Origin of the sequence: Thalassoglobus sp., assembly GCF_048270125.1 — a bacterium.
GTDB lineage: Bacteria > Planctomycetota > Planctomycetia > Planctomycetales > Planctomycetaceae > Thalassoglobus.
Window position 1 is genome coordinate 1 of record NZ_JBLWTN010000022.1, and the last position, 22,773, is coordinate 22,773.

17 protein-coding genes and 1 pseudogene are annotated in these 22,773 nt (G+C 49.3%); 11 read left to right on the forward strand and 7 right to left on the reverse strand.

Annotated elements, in window-relative coordinates; all coding sequences use genetic code 11:
* On the forward strand, nucleotides 1-3,723 hold a 3,723-nt coding region (locus ACN0YR_RS19160), incomplete at its 5' end, for a LamG-like jellyroll fold domain-containing protein (RefSeq protein WP_417850822.1).
* A 425-nt stretch (nucleotides 3,724-4,148) separates the two neighbouring features.
* On the opposite strand, the gene ACN0YR_RS19165 is transcribed toward ACN0YR_RS19160, so the two are convergent.
* From ACN0YR_RS19165 to ACN0YR_RS19190, 6 genes are all read right to left on the reverse strand, one after another.
* Nucleotides 4,149-4,916: a hypothetical protein gene (locus tag ACN0YR_RS19165; RefSeq protein WP_417850823.1), complete on the reverse strand. Its 768-nt coding sequence runs from the start codon at nucleotides 4,914-4,916 to the stop codon at nucleotides 4,149-4,151.
* 60 nt (nucleotides 4,917-4,976) lie between these two features.
* Nucleotides 4,977-5,804, reverse strand: a complete 828-nt coding sequence (locus ACN0YR_RS19170; RefSeq protein ID WP_417850824.1) for a GYF domain-containing protein — start codon at nucleotides 5,802-5,804, stop codon at nucleotides 4,977-4,979.
* Between the two features lie 29 nt (nucleotides 5,805-5,833).
* On the reverse strand, nucleotides 5,834-6,826 hold the full coding sequence (locus ACN0YR_RS19175; protein WP_417850825.1) for a GYF domain-containing protein: 993 nt from the start codon (nucleotides 6,824-6,826) through the stop codon (nucleotides 5,834-5,836).
* A gap of 90 nt (nucleotides 6,827-6,916) precedes the next feature.
* Complete coding sequence (locus ACN0YR_RS19180) at nucleotides 6,917-7,234, reverse strand: hypothetical protein (RefSeq protein ID WP_417850826.1); 318 nt, start codon at nucleotides 7,232-7,234, stop codon at nucleotides 6,917-6,919.
* Between the two features lie 41 nt (nucleotides 7,235-7,275).
* The gene (locus ACN0YR_RS19185) at nucleotides 7,276-7,941 is read right to left on the reverse strand and encodes a PEP-CTERM sorting domain-containing protein (protein WP_417850881.1); all 666 of its coding nucleotides are present in this window, start codon (nucleotides 7,939-7,941) and stop codon (nucleotides 7,276-7,278) included.
* A 79-nt stretch (nucleotides 7,942-8,020) separates the two neighbouring features.
* Nucleotides 8,021-8,686, reverse strand: coding sequence for a hypothetical protein (locus ACN0YR_RS19190; protein WP_417850827.1), 666 nt, complete (start codon nucleotides 8,684-8,686; stop codon nucleotides 8,021-8,023).
* Nucleotides 8,687-9,159: 473 nt separating this feature from the next.
* Between ACN0YR_RS19190 and ACN0YR_RS19195 the strand changes: the two genes are divergently transcribed.
* Together ACN0YR_RS19195 and ACN0YR_RS19200 are read left to right on the forward strand one after the other, a co-directional pair.
* Nucleotides 9,160-9,783 carry an RNA polymerase sigma factor gene (locus ACN0YR_RS19195; protein ID WP_417850828.1) on the forward strand — a complete coding sequence of 208 codons (624 nt, stop codon included), beginning with the start codon at nucleotides 9,160-9,162 and terminating at the stop codon, nucleotides 9,781-9,783.
* Between the two features lie 173 nt (nucleotides 9,784-9,956).
* A complete protein-coding gene (locus ACN0YR_RS19200) occupies nucleotides 9,957-12,098 on the forward strand; it encodes a protein kinase domain-containing protein (protein ID WP_417850829.1) in 2,142 nt (713 codons plus the stop codon).
* A 1,810-nt stretch (nucleotides 12,099-13,908) separates the two neighbouring features.
* On the opposite strand, the pseudogene ACN0YR_RS19205 reads toward ACN0YR_RS19200, so the two are convergent.
* Nucleotides 13,909-14,089: pseudogene (locus ACN0YR_RS19205) on the reverse strand (IS4 family transposase); the annotation flags it as partial.
* A gap of 392 nt (nucleotides 14,090-14,481) precedes the next feature.
* On the opposite strand from ACN0YR_RS19205, the gene ACN0YR_RS19210 reads away from it, so the two are divergent.
* From ACN0YR_RS19210 to ACN0YR_RS19245, 8 genes are all read left to right on the forward strand, one after another.
* Nucleotides 14,482-15,987 (forward strand): arylsulfatase, encoded by a 1,506-nt coding sequence (locus ACN0YR_RS19210; protein ID WP_417850882.1) that lies wholly within the window; start codon nucleotides 14,482-14,484, stop codon nucleotides 15,985-15,987.
* Between the two features lie 582 nt (nucleotides 15,988-16,569).
* Nucleotides 16,570-17,529 carry an AAA family ATPase gene (locus tag ACN0YR_RS19215; protein WP_417850830.1) on the forward strand — a complete coding sequence of 320 codons (960 nt, stop codon included), beginning with the start codon at nucleotides 16,570-16,572 and terminating at the stop codon, nucleotides 17,527-17,529.
* A gap of 7 nt (nucleotides 17,530-17,536) precedes the next feature.
* On the forward strand, nucleotides 17,537-18,457 hold the full coding sequence (locus ACN0YR_RS19220; protein WP_417850831.1) for a DUF58 domain-containing protein: 921 nt from the start codon (nucleotides 17,537-17,539) through the stop codon (nucleotides 18,455-18,457).
* Nucleotides 18,454-18,954 (forward strand): DUF4381 domain-containing protein, encoded by a 501-nt coding sequence (locus tag ACN0YR_RS19225; protein ID WP_417850832.1) that lies wholly within the window; start codon nucleotides 18,454-18,456, stop codon nucleotides 18,952-18,954. Before ACN0YR_RS19220 ends, ACN0YR_RS19225 begins: the two co-directional genes overlap by 4 nt.
* The gene (locus ACN0YR_RS19230; protein WP_417850833.1) at nucleotides 18,948-19,982 is read left to right on the forward strand and encodes a vWA domain-containing protein; all 1,035 of its coding nucleotides are present in this window, start codon (nucleotides 18,948-18,950) and stop codon (nucleotides 19,980-19,982) included. Before ACN0YR_RS19225 ends, ACN0YR_RS19230 begins: the two co-directional genes overlap by 7 nt.
* Nucleotides 19,979-20,917: a VWA domain-containing protein gene (locus tag ACN0YR_RS19235; protein WP_417850834.1), complete on the forward strand. Its 939-nt coding sequence runs from the start codon at nucleotides 19,979-19,981 to the stop codon at nucleotides 20,915-20,917. Before ACN0YR_RS19230 ends, ACN0YR_RS19235 begins: the two co-directional genes overlap by 4 nt.
* A complete protein-coding gene (locus ACN0YR_RS19240; protein WP_417850835.1) occupies nucleotides 20,914-21,498 on the forward strand; it encodes a tetratricopeptide repeat protein in 585 nt (194 codons plus the stop codon). Before ACN0YR_RS19235 ends, ACN0YR_RS19240 begins: the two co-directional genes overlap by 4 nt.
* Nucleotides 21,495-22,766, forward strand: coding sequence for a hypothetical protein (locus tag ACN0YR_RS19245; RefSeq protein ID WP_417850836.1), 1,272 nt, complete (start codon nucleotides 21,495-21,497; stop codon nucleotides 22,764-22,766). Before ACN0YR_RS19240 ends, ACN0YR_RS19245 begins: the two co-directional genes overlap by 4 nt.
* Nucleotides 22,767-22,773 lie beyond the last annotated feature (7 nt).

The following is a 22,773-nucleotide window of genomic DNA, read 5'->3' on the forward strand; positions in this document are numbered from 1 at the left end:
CTCGAAAAAGAAGGACTCTCCACCCACGTTGAAGAATTCACCGTCAACAAAGATGGGAAGACGGCACTGAGAGCTGTTGTCCTCAACAACAAACTCGACGGGCTGTTGAATGGCGAAAAGCCAGCTGGTAACGCAGCACCTCACAACAGTAAAAGTCCGCCCATCGCAGCAGGCCACCAACCACGCTATGCATTAACCTTCCCGGAGGAGACAAGTCGCGTCGAGGTCACGTCAAACTTCAATCTTGTTGAGGACTTTACAATTGAGGCTTGGGTGACTGTTGGGGATGTCTCAAGCACTGAGCAACTTTACTATAATCAAGGTATCATTGATTTCGATTCTCAGTTCGGAATGACATTGTGGCATGGGCCGGGAGAGCGTCGGGATTACGCGACGATCTCGAGACTCGATCCGGCTTATCAGTTCTCAATCACTCAGAACAGTCGTGATCAAAAATCGGTTGATCGCGGTCAAAGAAGTCACATTGCAACTGTCTTTGAGAAAGGTGAAGTTCGACAGTATGTGGATGGAAAGCAGTCACTCACGACAAATCGCTTTCCTGTTCAGGATCAGCCACAGTCCGCGAAATCAATGATTGTCACCAAGATGACCATTGGTAATGGCAAAGCAAAAAACGTTGGTCCGTTTCGCGGATTCATCGAAGGGGTCCGTTACTCCAAAGGAGTCCGCTATTCCGCTGAATTCACACCACCGGTCGACCTAACGAAAGACGAAAAAACATTCGCTCTCTATCGTTTTGAAGAAGGGTCCGGCGCCACCCTCAAAGACTCCTCCGGCAACGGCCACGATGGAATAATCAAGGGGGCGAAATGGGTGAATTCGGACAACGAAACTGCCCACATCGAAAGCAAATCAGTTCCGACCAATTATGCTCTCTCACCAGTCGGAGACTTGAAAAAGAAAGGACAAGTCGCGGAATTGCCGAAGTTCCTCAAGATCGATGATGAGATGACGATTGAAGCGACCATCACTCCTTTCTCTCACGGAGCAGACAGAGAAAGCAGACCGATCATTTCGATTGCGGGGCGGCTGGAACTGAAACAATACGGTGACCGCCTGACCTGGACGGTACTCAATACAGAAGCAAACCCTGTCTCGGAGTCAACTTACTTAATGAATCTTCCGTTAGGCAAGCCGCTCCGAGTCGCTGCCGTATCGACGGGCAAACAGTTGCGATTGTTTGTAGAAGGCAAGCTGGTTGATTCGCATGACTTAAAGACATTGCCTGCGAGCCCTGCGAATAACATCCAGTTTGCTCATTGGGGTGTCGATGCGGAAAGTTACAGACATTTTGATGGCACGATTGACGAGCTGAGATTCTCGAACTTTGCCCGCTACGACTCCGATTATACCCCCACAGTCAGATTGGGCACCGATGAGCAAACGATTGCTTTGTACCATTGCGACGAAGGCGCCGGAAAGCTCCTCAACGACTCCTCCGGAAACGGGCATGATGCGGGGTTCATCGCAGCGAGGTGGGTGAATGTGGACAGTCAACCCGTTCCGCCGAACTACTCTTTATCACCTGGTGGCGATCCGACGCAGAAAGGCCGAATCGCGAAATTACCGAAATTCATCAAGATAGATGATCCAATGACCATCGAGATGACCATCACGCCTTTTTCACATGGAACAAGCGACGAAAGCAGATCACTTTTGTCATTCGCTGGGCGGTTGGAGCTTAAACAGTACAATGAACAATTGGTCTGGCAGCGCAACAATCCTGGTGCAGCCCTACCAGCAGAATACACTCCATTAGTCAAACTTCCGCTGCACAAGCCACTCCGATTGGCTGCAGTTTCCACAGGCAAACAGTTGCGATTGTTCGTCGAAGGGAAGCTGATCGGGACTCATGATCTGGCAGTATTGCCATCGAGCCCGTCAGACTTGATCAATCTGGTTGCGTGGGCAGGCGACACGGGTGGTTATAAACCATTCGACGGTACGATCGACGAGATACGCTTTTCAAATTTTGCCCGCTACAACGCTGAATATACCCCAACAAAAACACTGACCACCGACAAGAATACAGTTGCACTTTACCACTGCGATGAAGGCAGTGGAGATACGCTGATAGACTCCTCCGGCAACGGACACGATGCGGAACTCCTCGAGGCGAAATGGATGGATCCCGAAGGAGAACCCGTTTCGCCCAACCTCGCTCTCTCACCCGCCGGTGACTTCGAAGCCGCAGGGAATATGGCGGTCTTCAAGGATCTGCTTGAAGTTGACGACGAGATGACAATCGAAATGACGATCCTGCCCCGAACTCATGCTGGTGAACTGGAGAGTCGATCCATCCTTTCCTTTTCCGGTCGTTTAGTACTCAAGCAATATCACCACCGGTTGATTTGGGTTCGGATGAATCCAGGCGAAGTCCCCGAAACCGAATCCGTTAAGATGGATGATCTTCCTCTGGGTAAACCGCTGCAGATCGCAGTTATTTCAACTGGCAATCAATTGCGATTATTCGTGAAAGGGAAACTGATCGATTCTCACGACTTGGAGATTTCGCCATCTTTCAAGTTGAACCAATTGATTCTATGCCAAAGGCATGCCCCAGGAGTGGGATATGGTCCTTTTGACGGCACGATTGACGAAATGCGTTTTTCCAAAGTCGCCCGTTACGACGCTGATTATATTACCACAGAGAGATTGACTGCCGACGAACAGACAGTCGCGCTCTACCACTGCGACGAAGGGAGCGGAGATCGCCTCAAAGACTCTTCGGGTAACGGACACCATGTTCAACTAGAGGATGCGAAGTGGGTAGCGGTTGACCGGGGAACTCTCCCCCCAGCCATCGCTCCTCCTGATAGCGGTCTCTCCTTTGCCCCGCCGAACGCGCGTGTGGAAGTTTCAAAGCCATGGCCACTGCGTGAGGATGAACCAGTCACGTTGGAGGCTTGGGTAACATTACATCATGGAGCGAACGGCAAGATTGTCGACTGGTTTAACGACAATCGCTTATCGCTAGGAGTTGCATTCCGAGAACGGGACAATCAAAATTATCTTTATCTCAACCATTATTCCAACGGTACCGAATGCAACGTCGTCACACAGGACACCGTCCATGGCAAGCCGACACATATTGTCGGCGTCTGGAATGAAAAACAGTCCCAAATCTACGTGGATGGACAACTGAAAAGGTCTTCCGACAAGCTTGTCAACAGCAAACCAACGATTCGGTCCAAGACGGGAGAATTCTTTATCGGTGGAGCGCCCACCGACGGTGAAAGCACGGAGGGAGTGCAAGCCAACTGGAACTCGTTTGAGGGCGTCATCCATCAGCTTCGGGTGACCAAAGGCGATCGATATCAGGGCAAAGCCTTCGAACCCAAAGACAACCTTTTGGCTGACGACAATACGCTCGCACTCTATAAATTTGACGAGCGCGAAGGCGACATCCTCAAAGACTCTTCCGGCAACGGGCACGATGGCAAGATCATCGGGGCGAAGTGGGTGAAACTTGGAGGAGCAACACCAGTTACCAAAGCAGCCGCTCGTGGCGATGCTCGACCCCCCGCAGTCGCCCCGTTCGACGAAGCACAGGCGAAGGCACATCAGAAAACGTGGGCAGATCACCTTAGACTGCCAGTTGAGAAGGATGTTGAACTTCCCGGCGGCGCGAAGATGGTCTTCATGCTCATTCCACTTGGCGAGTTCCTGATGGGATCAGGGGGAGATCTAAAGATTGATTAAGGCTCAGGACCGGTCGAGCTGTCCTGGTTGTGCTGCTCGGTGAGATGAAGTCAACAATGTTGACGGCCGTCAACAAACTTCACAGGTCCGAAGCCACTCAACGAAAACAGCGGTCGGCCCATGAAGCTGCATTGCAATCAGCTCAGGAAGAATTGAAATCGTCGAATGGAAAGTTGTAGCAGCGAGTCAGCGAAGTGATCAAATCCGAACGCAGTAAATTGTCGGTGGAAATGCTGGCCAAAGCCCGTGAGACCGTTCAGGTGGAGCTGACTGATCGGAACGCAGAGCTGTCGACACTCAAAAAGCGAGTCAAGGATAGCGAATTGGCTGAACTGAATCTCCGTCGTCGTGAACTTAAGCTCAAAGAGCAGACCGATCGTGTTGACATCCAAGTTGAACGGAAGGACTGCTTCGCCAACATCGTTTCAGTCAGATATTCTTTCTTCTGCCGTTTTGAATTTCAGGAGCGCATCCAGCTTTTGCATACGTTGATGGACCAATTTTTTAATCGGCGTCGAGATGGAGTCGTTTTCAAGAGCGGAGTTGTACGCTGTACGTAGTCTGCTGACTGCGTTTTCGAGTTTCTGAGCAACGGCGGGTGGAAGAATCAGCCCCTCAAACATTTTGTGGTATTTCAGATAGTCCGTATTCAGGCGCTTGGCCCACCTATCATGTGTGTAGAGTGAGTGCCACAAGCGATATAACGACTTCATATCTTCCGGATTGTCTTCTTTGGACCTTTTCTTTAACGCCTGAAACGCTTCCTCGGCTCGAAGTTCTCGGATTACGATAGGGTTTCTTCCGTTGTAACCTTCCCACATCACTCCGATGACAAACGTGCCAATCACGATTACGGGGATGGTAAGAATCATTCTGCCCAACAAGACAATCATATCGATTTCAAGTCCCTGTCCGCACCACAGAACGAGTAAACCGATCGCACCGACACCCGCAAGACCTGTATTGAGTGGGTGTCCAAAGTTCTCAACAAGCTCGGGTAGGTAGACTTCTTCGTAAGCAGATTTCGGCCAATCCTTTGAGTTGGGGTAGTTCAGCTTCAACCAGAGATGTTTATTGAGTGCTCTGATTCCCTCTGTCAGAATTTGCGGAATGAGAATGATGAGCCCAAAAATGATGGCGAGTCCCACCAAAGTGCCGATCAGGACAACGACCGATTCTGAAAGTTCTTCCATTTTGGATTCTGTTCCTCTTGATGAGTTATGTTGAGGAAGGATTGTCAGTTTAAGAATCGATCAATCAGTCTCTCCATAACGACTCCGGAATTCCTCAAACAGATCGCACAGCTCCTCTTTTTGACTACTAGGTTCGACATACATTCCAACGAAATGATCGTAGCTGTCATGCTTGGCTTTAATGGTTCTGGCAAACCGCTCGCGGGTTTGAGATTCCAAGTCGATTTGCAAGGCACGGCTTCCAGCTAGTGTTGTCCACACAACATTTCCAAGTTTTCCGTCAGGTCCGAGGTTGCGCGCTGAACGAGACATTCCATCAGTCATTTCCTGGCGGATACCGTCGTACATTTCATGTACTTTTGTTTCACGCACTGTAATTCGAATGTCGTGTCCCCCATAAGAAACTCGCAATTCAGATTGAGGCCTCTTCTCGAGCGTTTTTACGCTCCAGTCTGGGGGAACCTCACAACTGAATCGTCCTTTCGGATCTGTGTATCGCGACCACTTGCCAGTTTTCCAATCTGTCAGTTCGACGGACGCAGCCGGCTCCGTCGCGACTTGAGCTTGCTTGGCAATGTTCACAACAAATACAGCAGCGATAAGAAGACCGCCTGTTATGCAGATCGTGATTAATAGCTCAACTAGTGAGAACGGGCTTCCCTTTATTGGTTTTCTAGATTTGGGACTTGGAGAGTCTTTGAATAATCCTTTCAACTTGTGTGCAGGAGTCCATGTTGAATCTCCAACACGCTGAACCAGACAATCGCGTTTTAACACTCCAGTACTAGCCAGCTTTTTCATTTGCGCGCTGGTGAGAGGGCCTACTTCATCGCCTTCAATCCGGCAAAGCCATTTCTTATTGGATTGCTGAGGATTGTGAGTCGCCATGAATAGATCCAGTGGGAATGTGATCTCAATTACGCTTGATCTTTCGTTTGTTCGACGTATCCATCAGACGGGGGCTTGGGGAGAAATGGCCCAATGCAAACTCCAATCAACCATCCAATCGGAGCACCGATCAGAAAACCTCCGATAAAGCCAACCAGTGTGGGAAGAATGAAAATCGATCCAGCCGCAGTGAAAAAGGCTGGTCGCAGTGCTGGAACGACTGCTGTGACGACGAGCAGCATCATGGCCGTATTAAACATTGAAGCAGATTCGTCAAGTTTTTCCATGGCTCCCGGTTGCGTGAGTGCCTGAAACAACATCACAACTGACATGATGAGCACAGCCACAAATAGAAGTCCTCCGACGGAAAAAATGCCCGCTTGCATCAGCACCTTCGCTGGGCTGTAGAGCAATTGGATGCGGTAGGAATCTTTCACTAATCCTTCGCCTATGGGGCGCCATTTTCGTCGCACCTTCCATTCCTTGATCGCTGCGAGATACTCTTCCTTCGCGAGTTCATTATCCGGATCGTCTTCGTCTTTGTAGTCGCTTTTCAGTGGTTTTGGCTCAATCCATCGAGTTTGATGATGTCGAGTCAGTTCGCCATTAATGAGTTTGGCGCGAACATCCCTGACCTCCGTCTTTTCCGGTTCTCCATTGGTTGTTAAGAGTTGAAGGTAAGATTCTTTCTCTGTGGTCACCGATGGTGTTTTGTCTTCTTTCACGGAGAGGCGAGCTACCGCGATTGATTCTGAGGTTCTCTTCAACCGCGTATTCAGCGTTTTCGATATTGGAAGACCATCTGAATTCTGGCCACCTTGTGCAGCGATTTTTGCTCTGGGTGAAACACTCTTCGAAGAGAATGAGAGTCCAGGAATTTTGTCGGCTCGCAACCACTTCTCTTCATCAGGGCTGACAAGGTGTGTCGGCTTTAACTTGCCAATGCTTGCGAGTTGCCTGAGTTTTTCAGGCGAGTAAGGACCGCCCACCTTTTCACCAATCTTCACCCAGTATTTCGCCATCGAGCCGTTTCTCTTCCCGCAGCTTTTTTGTTCCGTTAAACATTCAGCACAACAGAACGGAATAAGCCCAGATTTAAAGTAGTGCCCCGTTTAGCCTCTCCAGTCTCCCACTCCGTTCCAGACTGTTCGCTCCAATGTGCGAGCATCACCGCCGAGCACTTTGACGCGCAGGCAGATGCGTACCATGCGAGGTTTTCCGCCATTGGCATTGATCTGCTCTCCAATTTGCCTGGCTGCGGTGTGATCTCCGCTACGCATGAGTCGGCACAATTGCTGTGCAAGCTGTTCGTCTTCCCCGCCCAAGTCCGACTGAACGGCACGTTCCGACTCACGTTCGTGTGCCGGTCGCAAATCAATCCGTCTCGGTTGAGCCGGCTTGCTGCCAAAGAGTTTGTCGAGCAATCCCATGTGAGTGTGCCTCAGTGAAAAGAAATAAAAAACCAGGAGTATCAAGCAGCTGGAATCACGTCTCGTTTTCGCCAACGAGAGTAGCCCAGCAGGCAGAGAACTCCGGTCACGAGTAGAATGAGACTCGATGGTTCCGGGACGGAACTGACTTCTAATAGTGAATCTTGAAGGGAATAGACCACGTAGTTCGTGGAGAGCGACTGAAGCGCTGACTTACTCAATGTACTTGGAAAGATCGGTGGGTTATCAGCCTGAGTAAACGTCCCCCCAGGTAACCGCATTGCAAAATAAAGCCCTTCTGTCGCCCCATTGAATTTGACTGACACGGGATCGCCACCAAAGTGAAATGGGAATGCCCCCCCGTAAACCACATCGTTCCGATTCGAATCATCTCTTTGAATGAAAACTAAAACTGAAGAACCAAGAATTTCTGCATCGATTCCGCCGATTTTCAACTCAGAGCTGGAAACAGCGAATTGTCGACCTTCCGGTGAAGCGGGAGTCCCGATGACTGAGTCATCGAGGCGAACTGTGAGTTCATAATTCATTCCGTCGACTGTGCTGAAGACGCCATCACCACCAATCCCGAACGGATCGATGGACGTTCTGTTTTCAATTCGTCCAGTCCAGGAATAAGAGACAATACCCGCGTCAATGCTCTCTACCGAAAGGGTGAAACAAACAGAACTAACAAGAAGGAACGCCATTCGATTCACAAATTTTCTCCTGAGATGAGTCGTTTTGTATTGGGGGTGTTCTCCAGGGTGATTCACGTTGAGTTTGCAGTCATGTCATCACAACTTGCCTGAGTTTCCTCAGGCGAATAGCAGCCAGGCTCAGCAAACCGATCATCAAAATGACGAAGCTGGATGGCTCGGGAAGAGCTGCATTTTCATCCACGACCAAATACGAACCAATTGAAGCATTCAGTCCATTGGTTCCAATGAAACCAGCCAAGACCCTGTCATCACTCAAGGTGGCGAACGTCAGAATGGTCGTCAGTCGTAGCCCTGGGTAACCACCCAAGGTCGAAGTGGTTGCCGTGCCTGTGATGCCGGAGGCCTTTTTAGAGGTGAATTCAGGAACTCCTCCCAGCAATTCAATCAATCCTGCAAGCTGATCAGTTCCTGTCGTCCCATTCGTCTGTTGCCCGGGAAGTGCATTGGGGATGAACCCGAAATTATTGATCAGGTTGATCACTTCAATCTCTGTGGCGTATCGAAATCCTTGAAAATCTCCTCCGGGACCAAATTGAGTTGAGATATCATCTGAGGAACGACCAAATGAGAATGTCAGGTCGAGAAAGTCTAAGTTTTGGTCCGTATCTCGAGTGATCGACCCGACCCCAAAGCCTGGATGATCAGCGGAGATCACAGCAGCCAAGACTGGGGTTGTCATCGAGACAACTGATATTGCAACACAAATCGCATTGAGAACAAATCGGGAATTCATCGTCGTTTTCCACGTTGAAGTCTCGTGATCATCCCTCACCACATACCTCGCATTCACTCGAAGCTGGCTCAGCCCAACTCAAATTCAGTCTAATGCTCACTACTCAAACGAATCCTCATCAACACTCAACAAGATTCGAATCACTCACTGTCAGAGACAATGCTCAGCTCAGAAGCCAACAAAGTGTTCGCTTAGACTCAAAAACAAGAACGCTTTCAGATAACGCGAAAACTTCAAACTCCCGCTAATCTCAGACGATTGGGAAATTTTTCCTTTAGGTAAGCGTGTGTGCATTCGCTGCCACGATTTTCCTCGGTCAACCCCCGGGGCAATCAAGCTTGTGACTGGAATTCAACTTATGCTCCCACTATCTTTGACGTTGCGTCTTTTTCGGGTTGTCGCGTAAAGCAGAGAATTGTCATTGAATTCTTTTAGCTTGCGTAGGGTTTCTTTTTGTGTTGAGAATTTCAGCGATGGTCTCGACTTCCTCTGAATTAATCGATGGTGTTCGCCGGCATGACCCGTTGGCCTGGGGGAGGCTGGTGCGGATATACAGCCCGCTGGTCTATCACTGGTGTCGGCATCGGGCGGAACTCTCCGCTGAGGACGCTGCCGATGTATTACAGGAAGTGTTCGCATCTGTAGCTCGCTCGATCGGGGAGTTTGAGAGAAGAAAAACGAGTAACGAGAACGGTCAACCAGGGACGTTTCGCGGTTGGCTGCGTGTGTTGACGTCCAACAAGATTCACGATTTTCATCGGCGCAATGCACACCAAACGCAAGCGACCGGTGGCTCAGATGCAATTCAAAGGCTCAGCCAGGTACCAGATTTGTTTCCGGGGACCTCTGATTCCGAGTCACCTGCGTCGGGCGAAGAGATTTGTGAGCAGTCCATTTTAATTAACCGTCTTCTGGATGAATTACGGCCACGATATAAGGAGGAAAGCTGGAAGGCGTTCTGGCAGTCTGAACTGGCGGGGCGCCCTCGGCAGGAAATAGCAAACGAGTTGGGGATGTCAATCGATGCAGTCAATATGGCTATTTTCCGGATTCGCAAGCGACTACGAGAGGAACTCGAAAGGTTTCTAGAGGAATGACATATATCCTTCAGGCCCAGAACAATTGGCGTTATGCTTGAACGTTCTTGGTAGTGTTGTCTTATCCTGCACGAACTCAATTCCTCCTGCCTGAATCATTCAGACATGAAGAAGTGGCAAGCAGCGAATGTGACCCACACCGGCGGGCAAGAAAAGAACGGAACTCGACATCCATGCCGCTTCCTGATCACAACAAACCTGCTCACAACAAGCTTGATCCCCCGGGACCAGAGTTGGCCTCTGATGCACTCGACGACTATTTCCAGGAGCATGTTGAAACGTGTGCAGCATGTCGCGAAGTGACAAGTGATGCCGGGCGTAATTTCTCATCAACTTTGCAGAACATCTTATCACAGTCGGTACTTGTCGAATTGCTGAGCGAGCCAGCCTACCTTGAGGCTGTGACGAAAATTCAGCAGATGCAGGGTGAAGAAGCTGCGACTCTCGCTGCAAATTCAACCATCCTTGAAGCTGGATACCAAATCGGGCATTACAAGATTTTGGAGTTCATAGCCCAAGGAGGGATGGGGCAGATTTATCGGGCGGAGCATATTGAACTTCATAAAACTGTCGCAATGAAGCTCCTGCCGGAGCACAGGGAAGAGAATGCACACGCAATTGACCGCTTCCGTCGCGAAATGAAAGCTCTCGGTCAATTCAGCCATCCCCATGTGGTAATGGCCACAGATGGTGGCGAAGACTTAGGAAGATTCTATCTGGTCATGGAGTTCGTTGAAGGACGAAATTTCACGGATCTGACTCGAGCTCTGGGACCACTTCCGATTGCAGATGCTGCTGAGCTAATCCGACAGGCTGCATTGGGAGTCGAAGCGATCCATCGTCAAGAGATGGTTCATCGCGATATCAAACCCTCAAATCTTATACTCTCAAATGATGGCATCGTGAAAGTTCTCGATTTAGGCCTGTCAAGATTTTCGACAGTCTCGATAGACGAGGAAGACTTGACCGCCACAGGGCAGATTTTGGGAACGAGAAGATACATGGCTCCCGAGCAGTTCGAGACAAGTCAGGTTGATGCCCGAGCTGACTTGTACAGTCTTGCTGCCTCACTGGAAAGCTTGCTGACTGGTGGTCTTCCTTTACTCGAAGAGTCAAATGCCCCAGAGCAGGGGACGAATAAAGATCGAAAATCGACAGTGAGTAGAACGTTATCGAAGCGCGATGATCTCCCGGAGGAACTCATCGAGATCCTCCGCCGGTTCACCGCACGCAGGCCGAGTGATCGACCGACTTCCGCAAGAGAATTGATCGAAGCAATACAGCCTTTCTGTGCTGGTTGTCAACTTTCGACACTCGTGCAAAGAGCGAAGAATTCGAATGAATTCGTCGCCGGAGAAATTGATTCAATAAATGGAAAACCACGTCAGTCCGCGCAACCGAGAGTTCGATCTCAACAACGTCTCTTGTGGGGAATATTCTTTACTGCGTTGGTTGCTGTATCGATGTGGTTTGGATTCTCGAACATTGAGAGAAATCAAGCATCGAGTGTCAATTCATCTGAAACTCAACCACAAAGTAAGAATGCGTTGAAGCAAGTTTCCCCGGTATCAAAAGTGTCTCAGCCACCAATCGAACAATTGCAGGAACGCCAGATTGCAGAGTGGGTTCTAAAAAAAGGAGGGGAAGTTGTTCGACATCCACATGGGAAAATTCAGAGTGTGAAGGAGATCCCTGAGGAAGGGCCTTTTCGGGTTCGATTCATTACACTGATTGACCGGGGAGTTTCTAATGTTGACATCCTCCCATTTCAGCGACTTTCCGTGATCGACGGTTTGACTCTGGCGAATAATTCTGCACTCACTGATCATGGCTTGATCGGCCTTTCCAAAATCAAAACTCTGAAATGGCTTTATGTCGGCGGGACACAAATCACCAATCAGGCTTTGGTCAGCTACAATGATCTGTCAAACTTGGAGACATTGGGGCTTGGGAAAACATCAATATCTGGTGCCGGGCTAGAGGTTCTGACAAAGCTGAATGGTTTACGAGAAATTCAATTGAATGGCACCGCAGTATCAGATGCTGGACTAAGCCATTTAAAGAATTTCCCCAACCTGATCAGACTGAATCTATCATCTACAAACGTAACAGACGCAGGACTGTTCCAACTCGTTGAGTCTGCACCGAAAATCAAGTATTTGCAGTTGCAATTTACAAAAATTACTGATGATGGACTGCTGCATCTAACAAACTTAAAACAGCTCAAAGAACTCAACCTGGAACAGACATCTGTGACCACCCAAGGAGTCGAGTCACTTCGTCATGCGATTCCAGATTGTGATGTGAAACATTGATATTTCATGTCAGCTCCTCTATTTGCCCCGGAGCCACCGACAAGACATCCCTGAGGTCCCAAATCCCAATATAAACTGACACCATTACTGGAAAACCTCATCCTCATCCTCATCAGTTCCCCCGCACTGAGTTGGCCTGTGTCGCTTTTGCATTCAATATAGAGAGTTCAGAGTACGGTCGTGGAATTTGGAATAGTTTTTGATCTGCTTTCGATTGCATCCATTGATATTGCAGGTAGCCAATCCGACTACCGTGGACCGGCCATGATTCCACCGCTGATTTCCCGGGCCACCACACAATGCGCCTTCAGACGAAATAGGAGCTCTTGAGGTGTCACAGCTTAAATGCGCGACTCTCACAGAGAAAAGATTTCGGTGCCGATGCTCGTTTTGCATGAGGTCACGGACTGTAGACACCGGTCAGAAAATGTAGCACCTGTCGGGGGTGGATGTTTTTCGGAATGAAAGTGTAGCGCCCAGATGATCGCTTATTGTCAGGTGTTCAGGCCTGTTGGTCTTTGACCAACTGTTTGACCTTTAGGCGGCGAAGGACGGGTGTTTACGATCATGAAAGAGTGGGCGGAGATTCACCGTCGTGTCCTGAACTGCGAGATCAGTCAACGAGCCGCGTGCTGTGAGTACGACATTCACTGGGATAGACTTGAGAGTCCTGACGTTCGAAGCAACAACAACTGTGTCCTTCAAAATCTTAACGAGCGGCAGGCTGGTAGATGCTGCCGTACAAGGCGTGTGTATGCTATGCGAGTGTGTTGGAACTTCGCAATCTGACAGTTGGATTGACCGTGTGGAGCCGTGGATCGACAAGCGGCACCGGTGGGGAGAGCGGATTACCTAATGGCATACGGAAACTACTGAGATACGTCCCTAATACCGCTTATTCACGCCATGTTTTGCGTGGTCTTGCAACGCTTTGCAAAAATAATCAATCTTCGTAAAATGTTGGTGTCCCGGGCCTTGAGACCGCTCGGACGAAGCTTAAAGTTCGCCTTCGGAACCGGGGGTTGGGGGTTCGAATCCCTCCGGGTGTACTTTAGCCTGCTACCCAGCAGGCTTTTTTTGTGTTCAAATTTTCAACTTCTCCACCAAACGAAATGTATCCAATCGTTTCTTGCGTGTTGGCAAATTTCTATAAAACAGCTTTGGGCATTAGCGGGGCGCCGCGTGGGGTATCTTGGGGTGACTAACGACTGGTTCCTTGAGCGGTTTCTTTCATATGGAGGTTCGAGAAACATAGCTGGCAAGGTTCGATTCGCGATGTAGGATTCGCCAAGTCAAAGGTAAATCAGGCAGCGGCAAAAATGCTCGGTTTCAGATTGCTGACGGAGAAACTTCCAACTCCGAAGCGAAGCGTCGACTGGCCACGATCCACAGTCTCTATGAAACACTGTGCTAGAGCAGTTTGCTCTACCGTTTGCCCGTGAAGAACGCATTTCTCCAGTAAAAATGCTGTTCGCCACGAGGCAGAACCTGCAAACCAATTCGAAAGATGCTCTAACAGTTTGGACTTGATTATTGGGCCAACTGGACATGGCAAGTCGCCACCGAATTTGGAGCAGCAAGAGTAGTCACTGGTATCTTTTTATCGACTTTGTTTAATCAATCGATGGTCATTGCGACAAAGGTCAGCTGAAACGTTGGGAACGGCAATCAATCGTGGGCAGATTGAAACGATGGTCGCTGACCTGATGCCATGGCGTTGACGGAACGCCCATCGCAGTTGCCTCAAGAGGGTCCGCTGGAACTTCAATGGCTGCTCCGTTCTCGTCTTCAACTTTCTTTGTGATGACGCGTCCAGCTTTTCTGTTCAAGCGGCAAATGTAATCATGTCCAGCAGCGTGAATTTTGTTGAAGAGTGCAGCGGACCGGTATTCACGGACCTTCAAAAACAGATTCTCTTCTCCTGAATCTGGAACATCGATTTCATTGGCAGCAATTGTGTTTGCGAGGATGTCTTGTTCGGACTTTCCTTCGGGGATTGAACTTCGGTGAGGAGTGTCGATTGACAAATCGGAATCGATGACGCCTACTTTAATTCTTGTTCGTTTACTGAAAACTCAAAGCTGACAAATCACTTGTTTTGACCAGTAAAGATGATCTCTGAGATCAGATTTTGAGACCTCATTCTGATGTAAAATCGAATGATATCCTCTGCAAGGATCTTGAATTTCCTCTACGAATTTCCCTACAGTGACACAGCGAATCTTTGCGGCCAAACTAATTGACTTTCGCTTGGGACTTCTAGTCGTCTTAACAAGACGGCCCCTTGTCGCAGTCACTGCACGTCACCAAAAACAAGAGAGAATCCTCCAGGGAGATGACACTGATGTTGATCGAGCGATCGAAAATTTTGTTGTTGATATGCATGATAGCGTGGGGTGCGTCCCCTTCGCTTGCTCAGGACAAACCCAATATTGTTGTGATATTCGGAGATGACATTGGGCAAACAAACGTATCCGCCTACACGCTAGGGCTTGTCGGGTACACGACTCCAAATATCGATCGTCTTGCCAAAGAAGGCATGATCTTCACGGACTATTATGCAGAACAAAGTTGTACTGCGGGGCGTTCGACGTTTATTACTGGGCAATGCACCTACCGGACAGGGTTGTCAAAGGTTGGCTTGCCGGGGGCTAAGGTCGGTCTCCAAGCTGAAGACCCAACCATTGCAGAGCTACTCAAACCACATGGCTACGCGACCGGTCAATTTGGTAAGAATCACTTGGGGGATCGTGATGAATTCCTCCCGACCAACCATGGCTTCGACGAGTTTTTGGGAAACCTTTACCACCTGAACGCAGAAGAAGAACCTGAAAATCGCAACTATCCACAAAGCCCTGAATTTCGAAAGAAGTATGGTCCGCGTGGAGTGATTCGTAGTTTTGCCGATGGTCGAATCGAAGATACTGGTCCTCTCACCAAGAAGAGAATGGAAACAGTCGACGAAGAAACATCTACTGCAGCTATCGACTTCATGGAGCGACAAGTTGCTGCCAAAAAACCATTCTTCTGCTGGTACAACGCAACCCGCATGCACTTTCGGACTCATGTCAAAGAAGAAAATCGTGACAAACCAGGTCTGGAATCTCGAACAGAGTATGCAGACGGGATGATTGAGCATGATGCCTTGGTCGGTCAACTGCTTGATAAAATTGACGATTTGGGAATCACTGAAAATACGATTGTGATTTACACAACCGACAACGGTCCACACAAGAATACCTGGCCAGATGCTGCTTTAAGCCCATTCCGTAACGAAAAGAATTCGAACTGGGAAGGAGCGTTTCGAGTTCCCTGTCTGATTCGTTGGCCGGGCAAAATTAAGGCTGGAAGTATCTCCAATGAGATTGTGAGTGGGCAAGACTGGCTTCCAACCCTTTTGGCAGCGGTTGGTCAGGATGACATCAAAGAGAAGTTACTCGAAGGTTATGAAGCTGGCGGGAAGACTTACAAAGTCCATCTCGATGGATACAACCAATTGCCTTATCTCACAGGCAAAGTCGAAAAATCACCACGGAAATCTTTCTTCTACTTCAATGATGACGGTCAGTTGGTTGCGATGCGATTCGCGAATTGGAAGCTTGTCTTTCTTGAACAACGTGCGGTGGGAACACTCCTGGTCTGGGCAGAACCCTTCACTCAATTGCGAGTGCCAAAGATTTTTGACCTCCGGGCAGATCCATACGAACAAGCCGACATCACCTCAAACACCTATTACGACTGGCTCATTGACCACGTCTTTTTACTTGTGCCCGCGCAGCAGTACGTTGGAGAATTCTTAGCAACTTTCAAGGAATTTCCCCCTCGTCAAAAAGCGGATAGCTTTAACCTCGATGACGTTATGAAGAAGCTATCGGAGAGCACGAAGTAGAGGCTACTAATTCATTGGCTTCAATAACGACTGCGACAGAATCGCAGTCGTTATTGTTTTGATGAAATGCTCGAACTGGATTGCTAAAGCATTCCGGTCAAAAATCAGGAAGAAAGATTCGATTTCACAGTCTGAGGAAAGCTCATGGGCATCCTGAGAGCAGTTTGCTCTACCGTGTGCCCGTGAAGAATGTGTTTCATCATTAAAAGTGCTGTTGGCCACGAGGCAGAACCTGCACACCAATTTGAAAGATTCCCTAGCAAGATCTTATTGGAGACGTGTCTCGTAGCAGGTGACAATGTCTCTGCTTTCACGGAGTTTCTGCTTTCACGGAAGTTCACCCCAACACTCACTGATTTTCTAAAGAGAACGTTTTAGAGCAGTTTGCTCTACCGTTTGCCCGTGAAGAACGTGTTTCATCATTAAAAGTGCTGTTGGCCTCGTGGCGAACAGCATTTTTACTAGAACCAGTCTGAAAACCTCTGGAATCGTCGCTTTTCGCAATGTTTGATCGAGGAACTTCAGGGTCAGTTCTATTAATTTCCACACGTTTAATTCAGTACCACTCAACGCAGAAAGCACATGGATACACGCGAATCAATACTGAAGGTTTCCGCTGCCATGAACTCCTCCGTCATCGGACAGGAGGAAGTTGTCGAGCGAATACTCATCGCACTCTTGGCAAACGGTCACGTGATTATGGAGGGATTTCCGGGAACCGCGAAAACTCGCTCTGTAAAGACTCTCTCCAAGCTAGTAGAGAGCGACTTCAGTCGAATTCAGTTCACCCCTGACCTCTTACCTTCTGATGTCACAGGCTCAGAAATCTACCGAGAACAAAACGGGACGTTCGAGTTTCAATCGGGACCGATTTTCGGAAATCTTGTCCTCGCCGATGAAATCAACCGCGCGCCAGCAAAAGTTCAAGCAGCACTTCTTGAAGCAATGGAAGAGCGACAAGTCACCGTTGCGGGAGAAACGCATCCGTTGCCGGAACTTTTCCTTGTTCTCGCAACTCAGAACCCTATTGAGCAAGAAGGAACCTACCCGCTTCCAGAGGCTCAGATGGATCGTTTCCTTCTCTACGTGCGAGTTGACTACCCCGACAGCCAACACGAAGCGGAAATACTTCGACTCGTCCGGGCGGAAAAATCTGGAAAAAGCAAAGACGAGCTTGCACCGCTATCGCAGGATGTCGTTTTTCAGGCGAGGCAAGAGGTTAATGCAATCCATGTTGCTGAGTCAGCTGAGAAGTACATTGTTGATTTGATCTCTGCTACGAGAAACCCAGATCGTTACGAAGGTGACCTTCCACATTGGATTCGCCTCGGGGCAAGTCCTCGAGGAACGATCGCTCTTGATGCTGCTGCTCGTGCCCATGCTTGGCTACAAGGGCAAGATTTTGTTTCGCCAGACAATATTCGAGCTGTTGCACCGGCGTGCCTGGCGCATCGCCTTCACCTGACATACGAGGCTGAAGCAGCAGGCGTGACTCGCCCACAAGTCGTTGAAGCCTTGCTGAAAAACGTTATTCCAGTATGAGAATGCAATGACATCTCGTGTCACCATTTCCCTTGACAAACTATTGATGCTGAAAGCAAAAGCCCGCGGTTTTTCCTTTCGCTCGAAACAACCTGCTGGTTCGCTTCTGTCAGGCAGACATGCGTCGCGGCTGCGCGGACGCGGTTTATCATTCGAAGAACTTCGGGCATACCATCCGGGTGACGACATTCGCTTGATGGACTGGAAAGCAACAGCTCGTCTCCGATCTCCACAAATTCGCGTCTACAATGAAGAGCGAGATCGTCCGTTGTTGCTGCTTGTCGATCAGCGATCAACCATGTTTTTCGGCAGTCAGGTTGCTATGAAATCAGTTGTTGCAGCAGAAGTCGCTGCCTTGAGCGGCTGGAAGGCATTGGAGGGTGGTGATCGAGTTGGATCAATCGTCTTTAATGAGCAAAGAATCGAAGAGACACGGCCACATCGCAGCCAGTCTCGATTACTGCAAGTCTTTCATCAACTCGTCAGCTTCAACCAAGAACTTACGAAACCCAAATTGCCTGTGGGAACGATCGGTATCAATTCCGTTCTAAAACGAGCAGCGACTGTCGCAAAACATGACCACCTGATCATCTTGATCAGTGACCTCATCGGCATTGATAATGAGACCCAGCAGCTTGCCTCGCAACTTGCAGCTCACAACGATGTTCTCATCGCTGTGGTTTACGATCCACTGGGAATTACGTTATCTGGCGACTCCGACATGGTGGCGGAGCAACAGGGGAAAACGTGGAAAATTCCGAAAGGGGGACGATTCTCGGAGGATTTCAAGTCTGTCTTTGAAGAGCAATTCGTTCATTGGCAACGGATTTTTCAATCGTTGAAGATTCCACTGTTTCCAATCACTACCGCCAGACCTGCGATTGATCAGATTCGATCCCGACTAGGGGAGCCATCGAGACCAGCATGAAAGATGCCACTTCTCTTGACCTGATGCACGACATTGTGGAGCCACCACCAGCCGAGTGGTGGCCGCCAGCACCGGGATGGTACCTCGTGATCCTAATCAGTGTTGTCGCTGCACTTTGGTTATTTTACACCTTGTATCGACGTTGGCAGAACAACAAATATGTACGGGAAGCGTTGAGCCAACTAGAAGAGAATCAGTCTTCAGCAGCGATTTCTGAACTCCTGCGAAGAACCGCATTGCACCTGACGTCGCGAGAAGAATTGGCATCGCTCACAGGTCAACAATGGACTCTCTGGCTGGAGAAGAGCTCGCCAGCTGCGATGCCAGAAAATGTACGAGAAGAGTTGGGGAACGCGATCTACAGCAGCCAGCAGATGGAACGAGCTTCTGATGAGCTGAGAACTTTTGCAGCTGCCTGGATTGAACATCATCGGGCGGAGGCCATTTCTACATCTTCACAAGATTCGAAGCCGAACCGAGGGAATCCTGAATGCTGAGCTTTGCAGCCCTCTGGGTTTTTCTTCTGCTGCCAATCCCCTGGCTGATCCGAATTGGTCTGCCGCCCAGTCGGAAGCAGGCTCCCTCGATACGTGTCCCGTTCGGTGATCGTCTCAATCAGGTTCTGAAAGAAGATCGCCTGGAAGAACAATCTCTTTGGAAGATGCGACTTGTGGTCCCAAGTCTGGTTTGGTTGTGCGTATTGACTGCAACTGCTCGCCCACAATGGATACTTCCACCATTGACCAAAGAACAGCCGACTCGCGATTTGTTGCTTCTGGTCGATCTCTCAGCATCAATGGATCGAAAAGATTTTACCAACCAGGCCGGAAAACAAGTCACACGACTGACTGCATTGAAAGAGGTCTTGAGCGATTTTCTGGAACATCGAAAAGGGGACCGTGTCGGACTGGTGGTGTTCGGAGACGCGGCGTATCTACAAGCTCCTTTTTCAACCGACATCGCTCTCTCGCGCGAGTTGCTGGAAGAATGTGAAGTCGGCATGGCAGGACCGAAGACAGCGTTTGGGGATGCGATTGGTCTAGGAGTCAGCCTTTTTGACGAAAGTCAAGCTCCTGCAAAAACGATCATTGCACTCACCGACGGAAATGATACCAAGAGTGGTGTCCCACCAGTCGAGGCCGCCCGCGTAGCAGCCTCTCGAAATATTACGATCCACACAGTCGCCATAGGTGATCCAACGACGGTCGGTGAAGACAAACTCGATGAGCAGGCGTTAAAAGATGTCGCCGACGCGACCGGTGGCTCCTATTTCTTCGCGGCTGATCGCGAGCATCTTTCCGAGGTGTACACCGAGATCGACAAAATCGAAACTCACCAGGTGAAGACATTAAGCTACCGACCGAGAGTTGAGGTTTTCTATATCCCAATGCTCATTGGCCTCTTACTCTCAATGCTTCAGTGCACGATCCCGGCGGTTCGCGTAAGGCGTGACTCAGACGCAGCGAAGCCAACTCCTGAAATCGAAGTGAATCCTCTGACTGGAGAACTGGAGGTCGTCACATGATCGAAATTCTCAGACAGTTTCATTTCATTCGACCTTACTGGTTGATATTAGTTCCGGTCGCCGTGGCAGTCTGGTGGATTTGGCAAAAGAGTGTCGATCCACTTCGAGGTTGGCGAAAGCAGATCGCTCCCGAACTTCTGAAAGCACTGACTGTCAATGAAAGCTCCGAAAAAGATCGCTTCAGCCATGTTGTCCTCGCAGGATGGATGATTGCCGTGGTGGCAATAGCGGGACCGACTTGGCAGTTAGAAGCAAATCCTTTCGCGGAAGACGCACTGCCCCTCCTCATTTTACTTAAAGCTGATGACAGCATGCTTGTTCAGATTGAGGGAACATCATTTCTGCAAAGGGCTCAATTGAAAATTCAGGATCTCGCAAAAGCGCGAGAAGGAGACCCGCTCGGATTGATTGTCTACGCCGGTTCGGCTCATATCGTTCTCCCGCCAACTGAAGATACCTCAGTTGTTGCAAGCATGGCTGCCGAGATCAGCCCCGAAATTATGCCGACCCCGGGTGACCAACTCGATTTAGCCCTCAAAACGGCGGGAAGGCTACTGAAAAGCCAGAACCGGGGAGGATCAATCGTTGTCATGGCTGATCGCGTCGATCCCTCACCATCGGTGATCGAGTCTGCATATCAATCAATTGGAAAAACTCCCATTCAATTTCTCGAACTGGCTCCAGAAGATTCACCTGAAGCGAATTCCATTCAGAGCATCGCGAAAGCAGTTCACGGAAAGGTCCAGCACCTTTCAATTAACGACAGCGATATCAAAGCAATCACAGAATTTGCTGAACGTCGATCTGCAACCGGAGTTGGCGGCGAAAGCGAACGCTGGCAGGAAGCGGGCTACTGGTTGTCACCAATCCTGGCATGTGTTGTGGCATTGTCATTTCGTAGACGACAGACAGTTCTGGAGGACACATCGAGATGACACGAATCCTCGCAATTGTTGCATTTTCCTGGATCGGATTGTGGCTGACACCGGCACAACGGGGTGATCGCTTAATGAGTCAAGAAAAATTCAAACAGGCAGCTCAAACCTATCAGGATCCGATGCGACAAGGGACCGCCTGGTATCGGGCAGGCGAATTTGAAAAGGCTGTTCAAGCATTCGGACGGATTAATACACCAGAAGCGAGTTTCAATCAGGGGAACGCCTGGATGCTTCTCGGTAAGTATGATCAAGCAGTCAAAAGTTTTGACAGTGCATTAAAGAAACGCCCCGACTGGACTGAAGCTCACGAAAATCGTGACTTGGCAGTTGCTCGCGGCAAGCTTGTTGATACTAAAGGTGGAGACTTTGGCGACCAACGCATCGGAGCAGACCAGGTTGTTTTTGATCGAGATGCATCGAAAGATGGCCAGACCACCGAAGTCACTGCAGAACAGGCGAACTCTGATGCAGCAGTTCAAGCGGTTTGGTTGAGACAGGTCCAGACAAAACCAGCAGATTTTCTTAAATCGAAATTTGCATATCAGCGAGCGGAACAACAGAAGGAGAGTCAAAAATGAAATCTCTCCTTCTTGCATTGATCATGCTGAGTCTTTGTTTCAGAAGTTCTTTCGAATCGATCTTCGCACAGGAAAAATCTAAAGAGGCAGTCAAAACTGTTCAAATTGAAGCGACCAAACCAGAAGCATGGCTGGGGCAAAAACTTTCATTCTACGTTAAGGTCAAAGCGAGTGGACCTTTTTCAGGAGCGACCAGCTTTTCACTTCCAGAGTTACCCAAGGTCTTGATCATCAAGATCGGCAATCCGGTTGTTTCATCGGAAGAAATCGGAGGTGACACATGGACAGTGCAAACTCACGAGTTCGCCCTGTTTTCGCAGGTCGCCGGAACGGTCACAATCCCTGAGTTTCAAGTCCGTTACTCCAGTCGTCAAGGTTTTACCGGCCCGGCAGATGATCATGTCGAGCAGGTTCCATCTCTTGCTGTCAAAATCAAGTCTCCTCCCGATCACCAACCAGGACAATTTGTTGTCACGACGACTACATTCGACGTTCAGGAATCTTGGCAACCTGTTCCGAAGTCGGCGAAGGAAGGAGATGTCTTCAAGAGAACGATCACTCAAACCGCAGAGCAAGTTTCCGGAATGGCACTCCCGCCGCCGCCACAGAAAGCTCCCGAAGGGATTCGTGTTTATACCAGGCCACCCACAGCGACTGATCAGACCGAACGGGGAGACTTCAGCGGTAAACGAGAGGATTCACTGACCTACGTGCTTCAGAAATCAGGCAAAATGACCTTGCCCGCAATTCAGTACGTCTGGTGGAATCCTGATAAAGAATCCTTCGACTCCAAAACTCTCCCAAGTGTGACGTTCGAAGTGGCAAAAGTCTCTCAGCCAGTGATAGCGGACGAGTCAACAGAACAGCAGTCTTTCACTATCTTTTGGTTATCAGGAATCATTGTTTGTGGGAGTCTTCTTGTCTGGCAGCGACAGCAAGTCGTCCATACAGCGATCCAGCTTCGCAATTACATCAACCCGCCCCCCAAAATAGCTGCTCGAGAATTATTACGCGCTTGTCGAGGTCATGACGTAAAGGCAGCTGAGCGGGCATGGTTCAAGTGGGTGCAATTTCAGCCTGCCTCTTTCCAAACGCCTCCTCCACTCCAGGCAGCTCTTACTGAACTTCATTCACACACTTATGGAAACAAGACCAGCCTCTGGGATGGAACCTTATTAGAGGAAGCCTTCCGAGATGAATTGCCTACTCATCAAAAGCAACACCGATCCACAAAAAACTCACTCCCCCCACTGAACCCGAGCTCTTAAGCCTGAC

Bases quoted from the DNA above. Each gene is read 5' to 3' on its own strand.
- ACN0YR_RS19175 (WP_417850825.1), bottom strand. From the start codon at position 6,826: ATGGCGAAATACTGGGTGAAGATTGGTGAAAAGGTGGGCGGTCCTTAC.
- ACN0YR_RS19180 (WP_417850826.1), bottom strand. From the start codon at position 7,234: ATGGGATTGCTCGACAAACTCTTTGGCAGCAAGCCGGCTCAACCGAGA.
- ACN0YR_RS19230 (WP_417850833.1), top strand. From the start codon at position 18,948: ATGCTGAGCTTTGCAGCCCTCTGGGTTTTTCTTCTGCTGCCAATCCCC.
- ACN0YR_RS19200 (WP_417850829.1), top strand. From the start codon at position 9,957: ATGCCGCTTCCTGATCACAACAAACCTGCTCACAACAAGCTTGATCCC.
- ACN0YR_RS19190 (WP_417850827.1), bottom strand. From the start codon at position 8,686: ATGAATTCCCGATTTGTTCTCAATGCGATTTGTGTTGCAATATCAGTT.
- ACN0YR_RS19170 (WP_417850824.1), bottom strand. From the start codon at position 5,804: ATGGCGACTCACAATCCTCAGCAATCCAATAAGAAATGGCTTTGCCGG.
- ACN0YR_RS19215 (WP_417850830.1), top strand. From the start codon at position 16,570: ATGGATACACGCGAATCAATACTGAAGGTTTCCGCTGCCATGAACTCC.
- ACN0YR_RS19165 (WP_417850823.1), bottom strand. From the start codon at position 4,916: ATGGAAGAACTTTCAGAATCGGTCGTTGTCCTGATCGGCACTTTGGTG.
- ACN0YR_RS19210 (WP_417850882.1), top strand. From the start codon at position 14,482: ATGATAGCGTGGGGTGCGTCCCCTTCGCTTGCTCAGGACAAACCCAAT.
- ACN0YR_RS19225 (WP_417850832.1), top strand. From the start codon at position 18,454: ATGAAAGATGCCACTTCTCTTGACCTGATGCACGACATTGTGGAGCCA.
- ACN0YR_RS19195 (WP_417850828.1), top strand. From the start codon at position 9,160: ATGGTCTCGACTTCCTCTGAATTAATCGATGGTGTTCGCCGGCATGAC.
- ACN0YR_RS19220 (WP_417850831.1), top strand. From the start codon at position 17,537: ATGACATCTCGTGTCACCATTTCCCTTGACAAACTATTGATGCTGAAA.
- ACN0YR_RS19185 (WP_417850881.1), bottom strand. From the start codon at position 7,941: ATGGCGTTCCTTCTTGTTAGTTCTGTTTGTTTCACCCTTTCGGTAGAG.
- ACN0YR_RS19240 (WP_417850835.1), top strand. From the start codon at position 20,914: ATGACACGAATCCTCGCAATTGTTGCATTTTCCTGGATCGGATTGTGG.
- ACN0YR_RS19245 (WP_417850836.1), top strand. From the start codon at position 21,495: ATGAAATCTCTCCTTCTTGCATTGATCATGCTGAGTCTTTGTTTCAGA.
- ACN0YR_RS19235 (WP_417850834.1), top strand. From the start codon at position 19,979: ATGATCGAAATTCTCAGACAGTTTCATTTCATTCGACCTTACTGGTTG.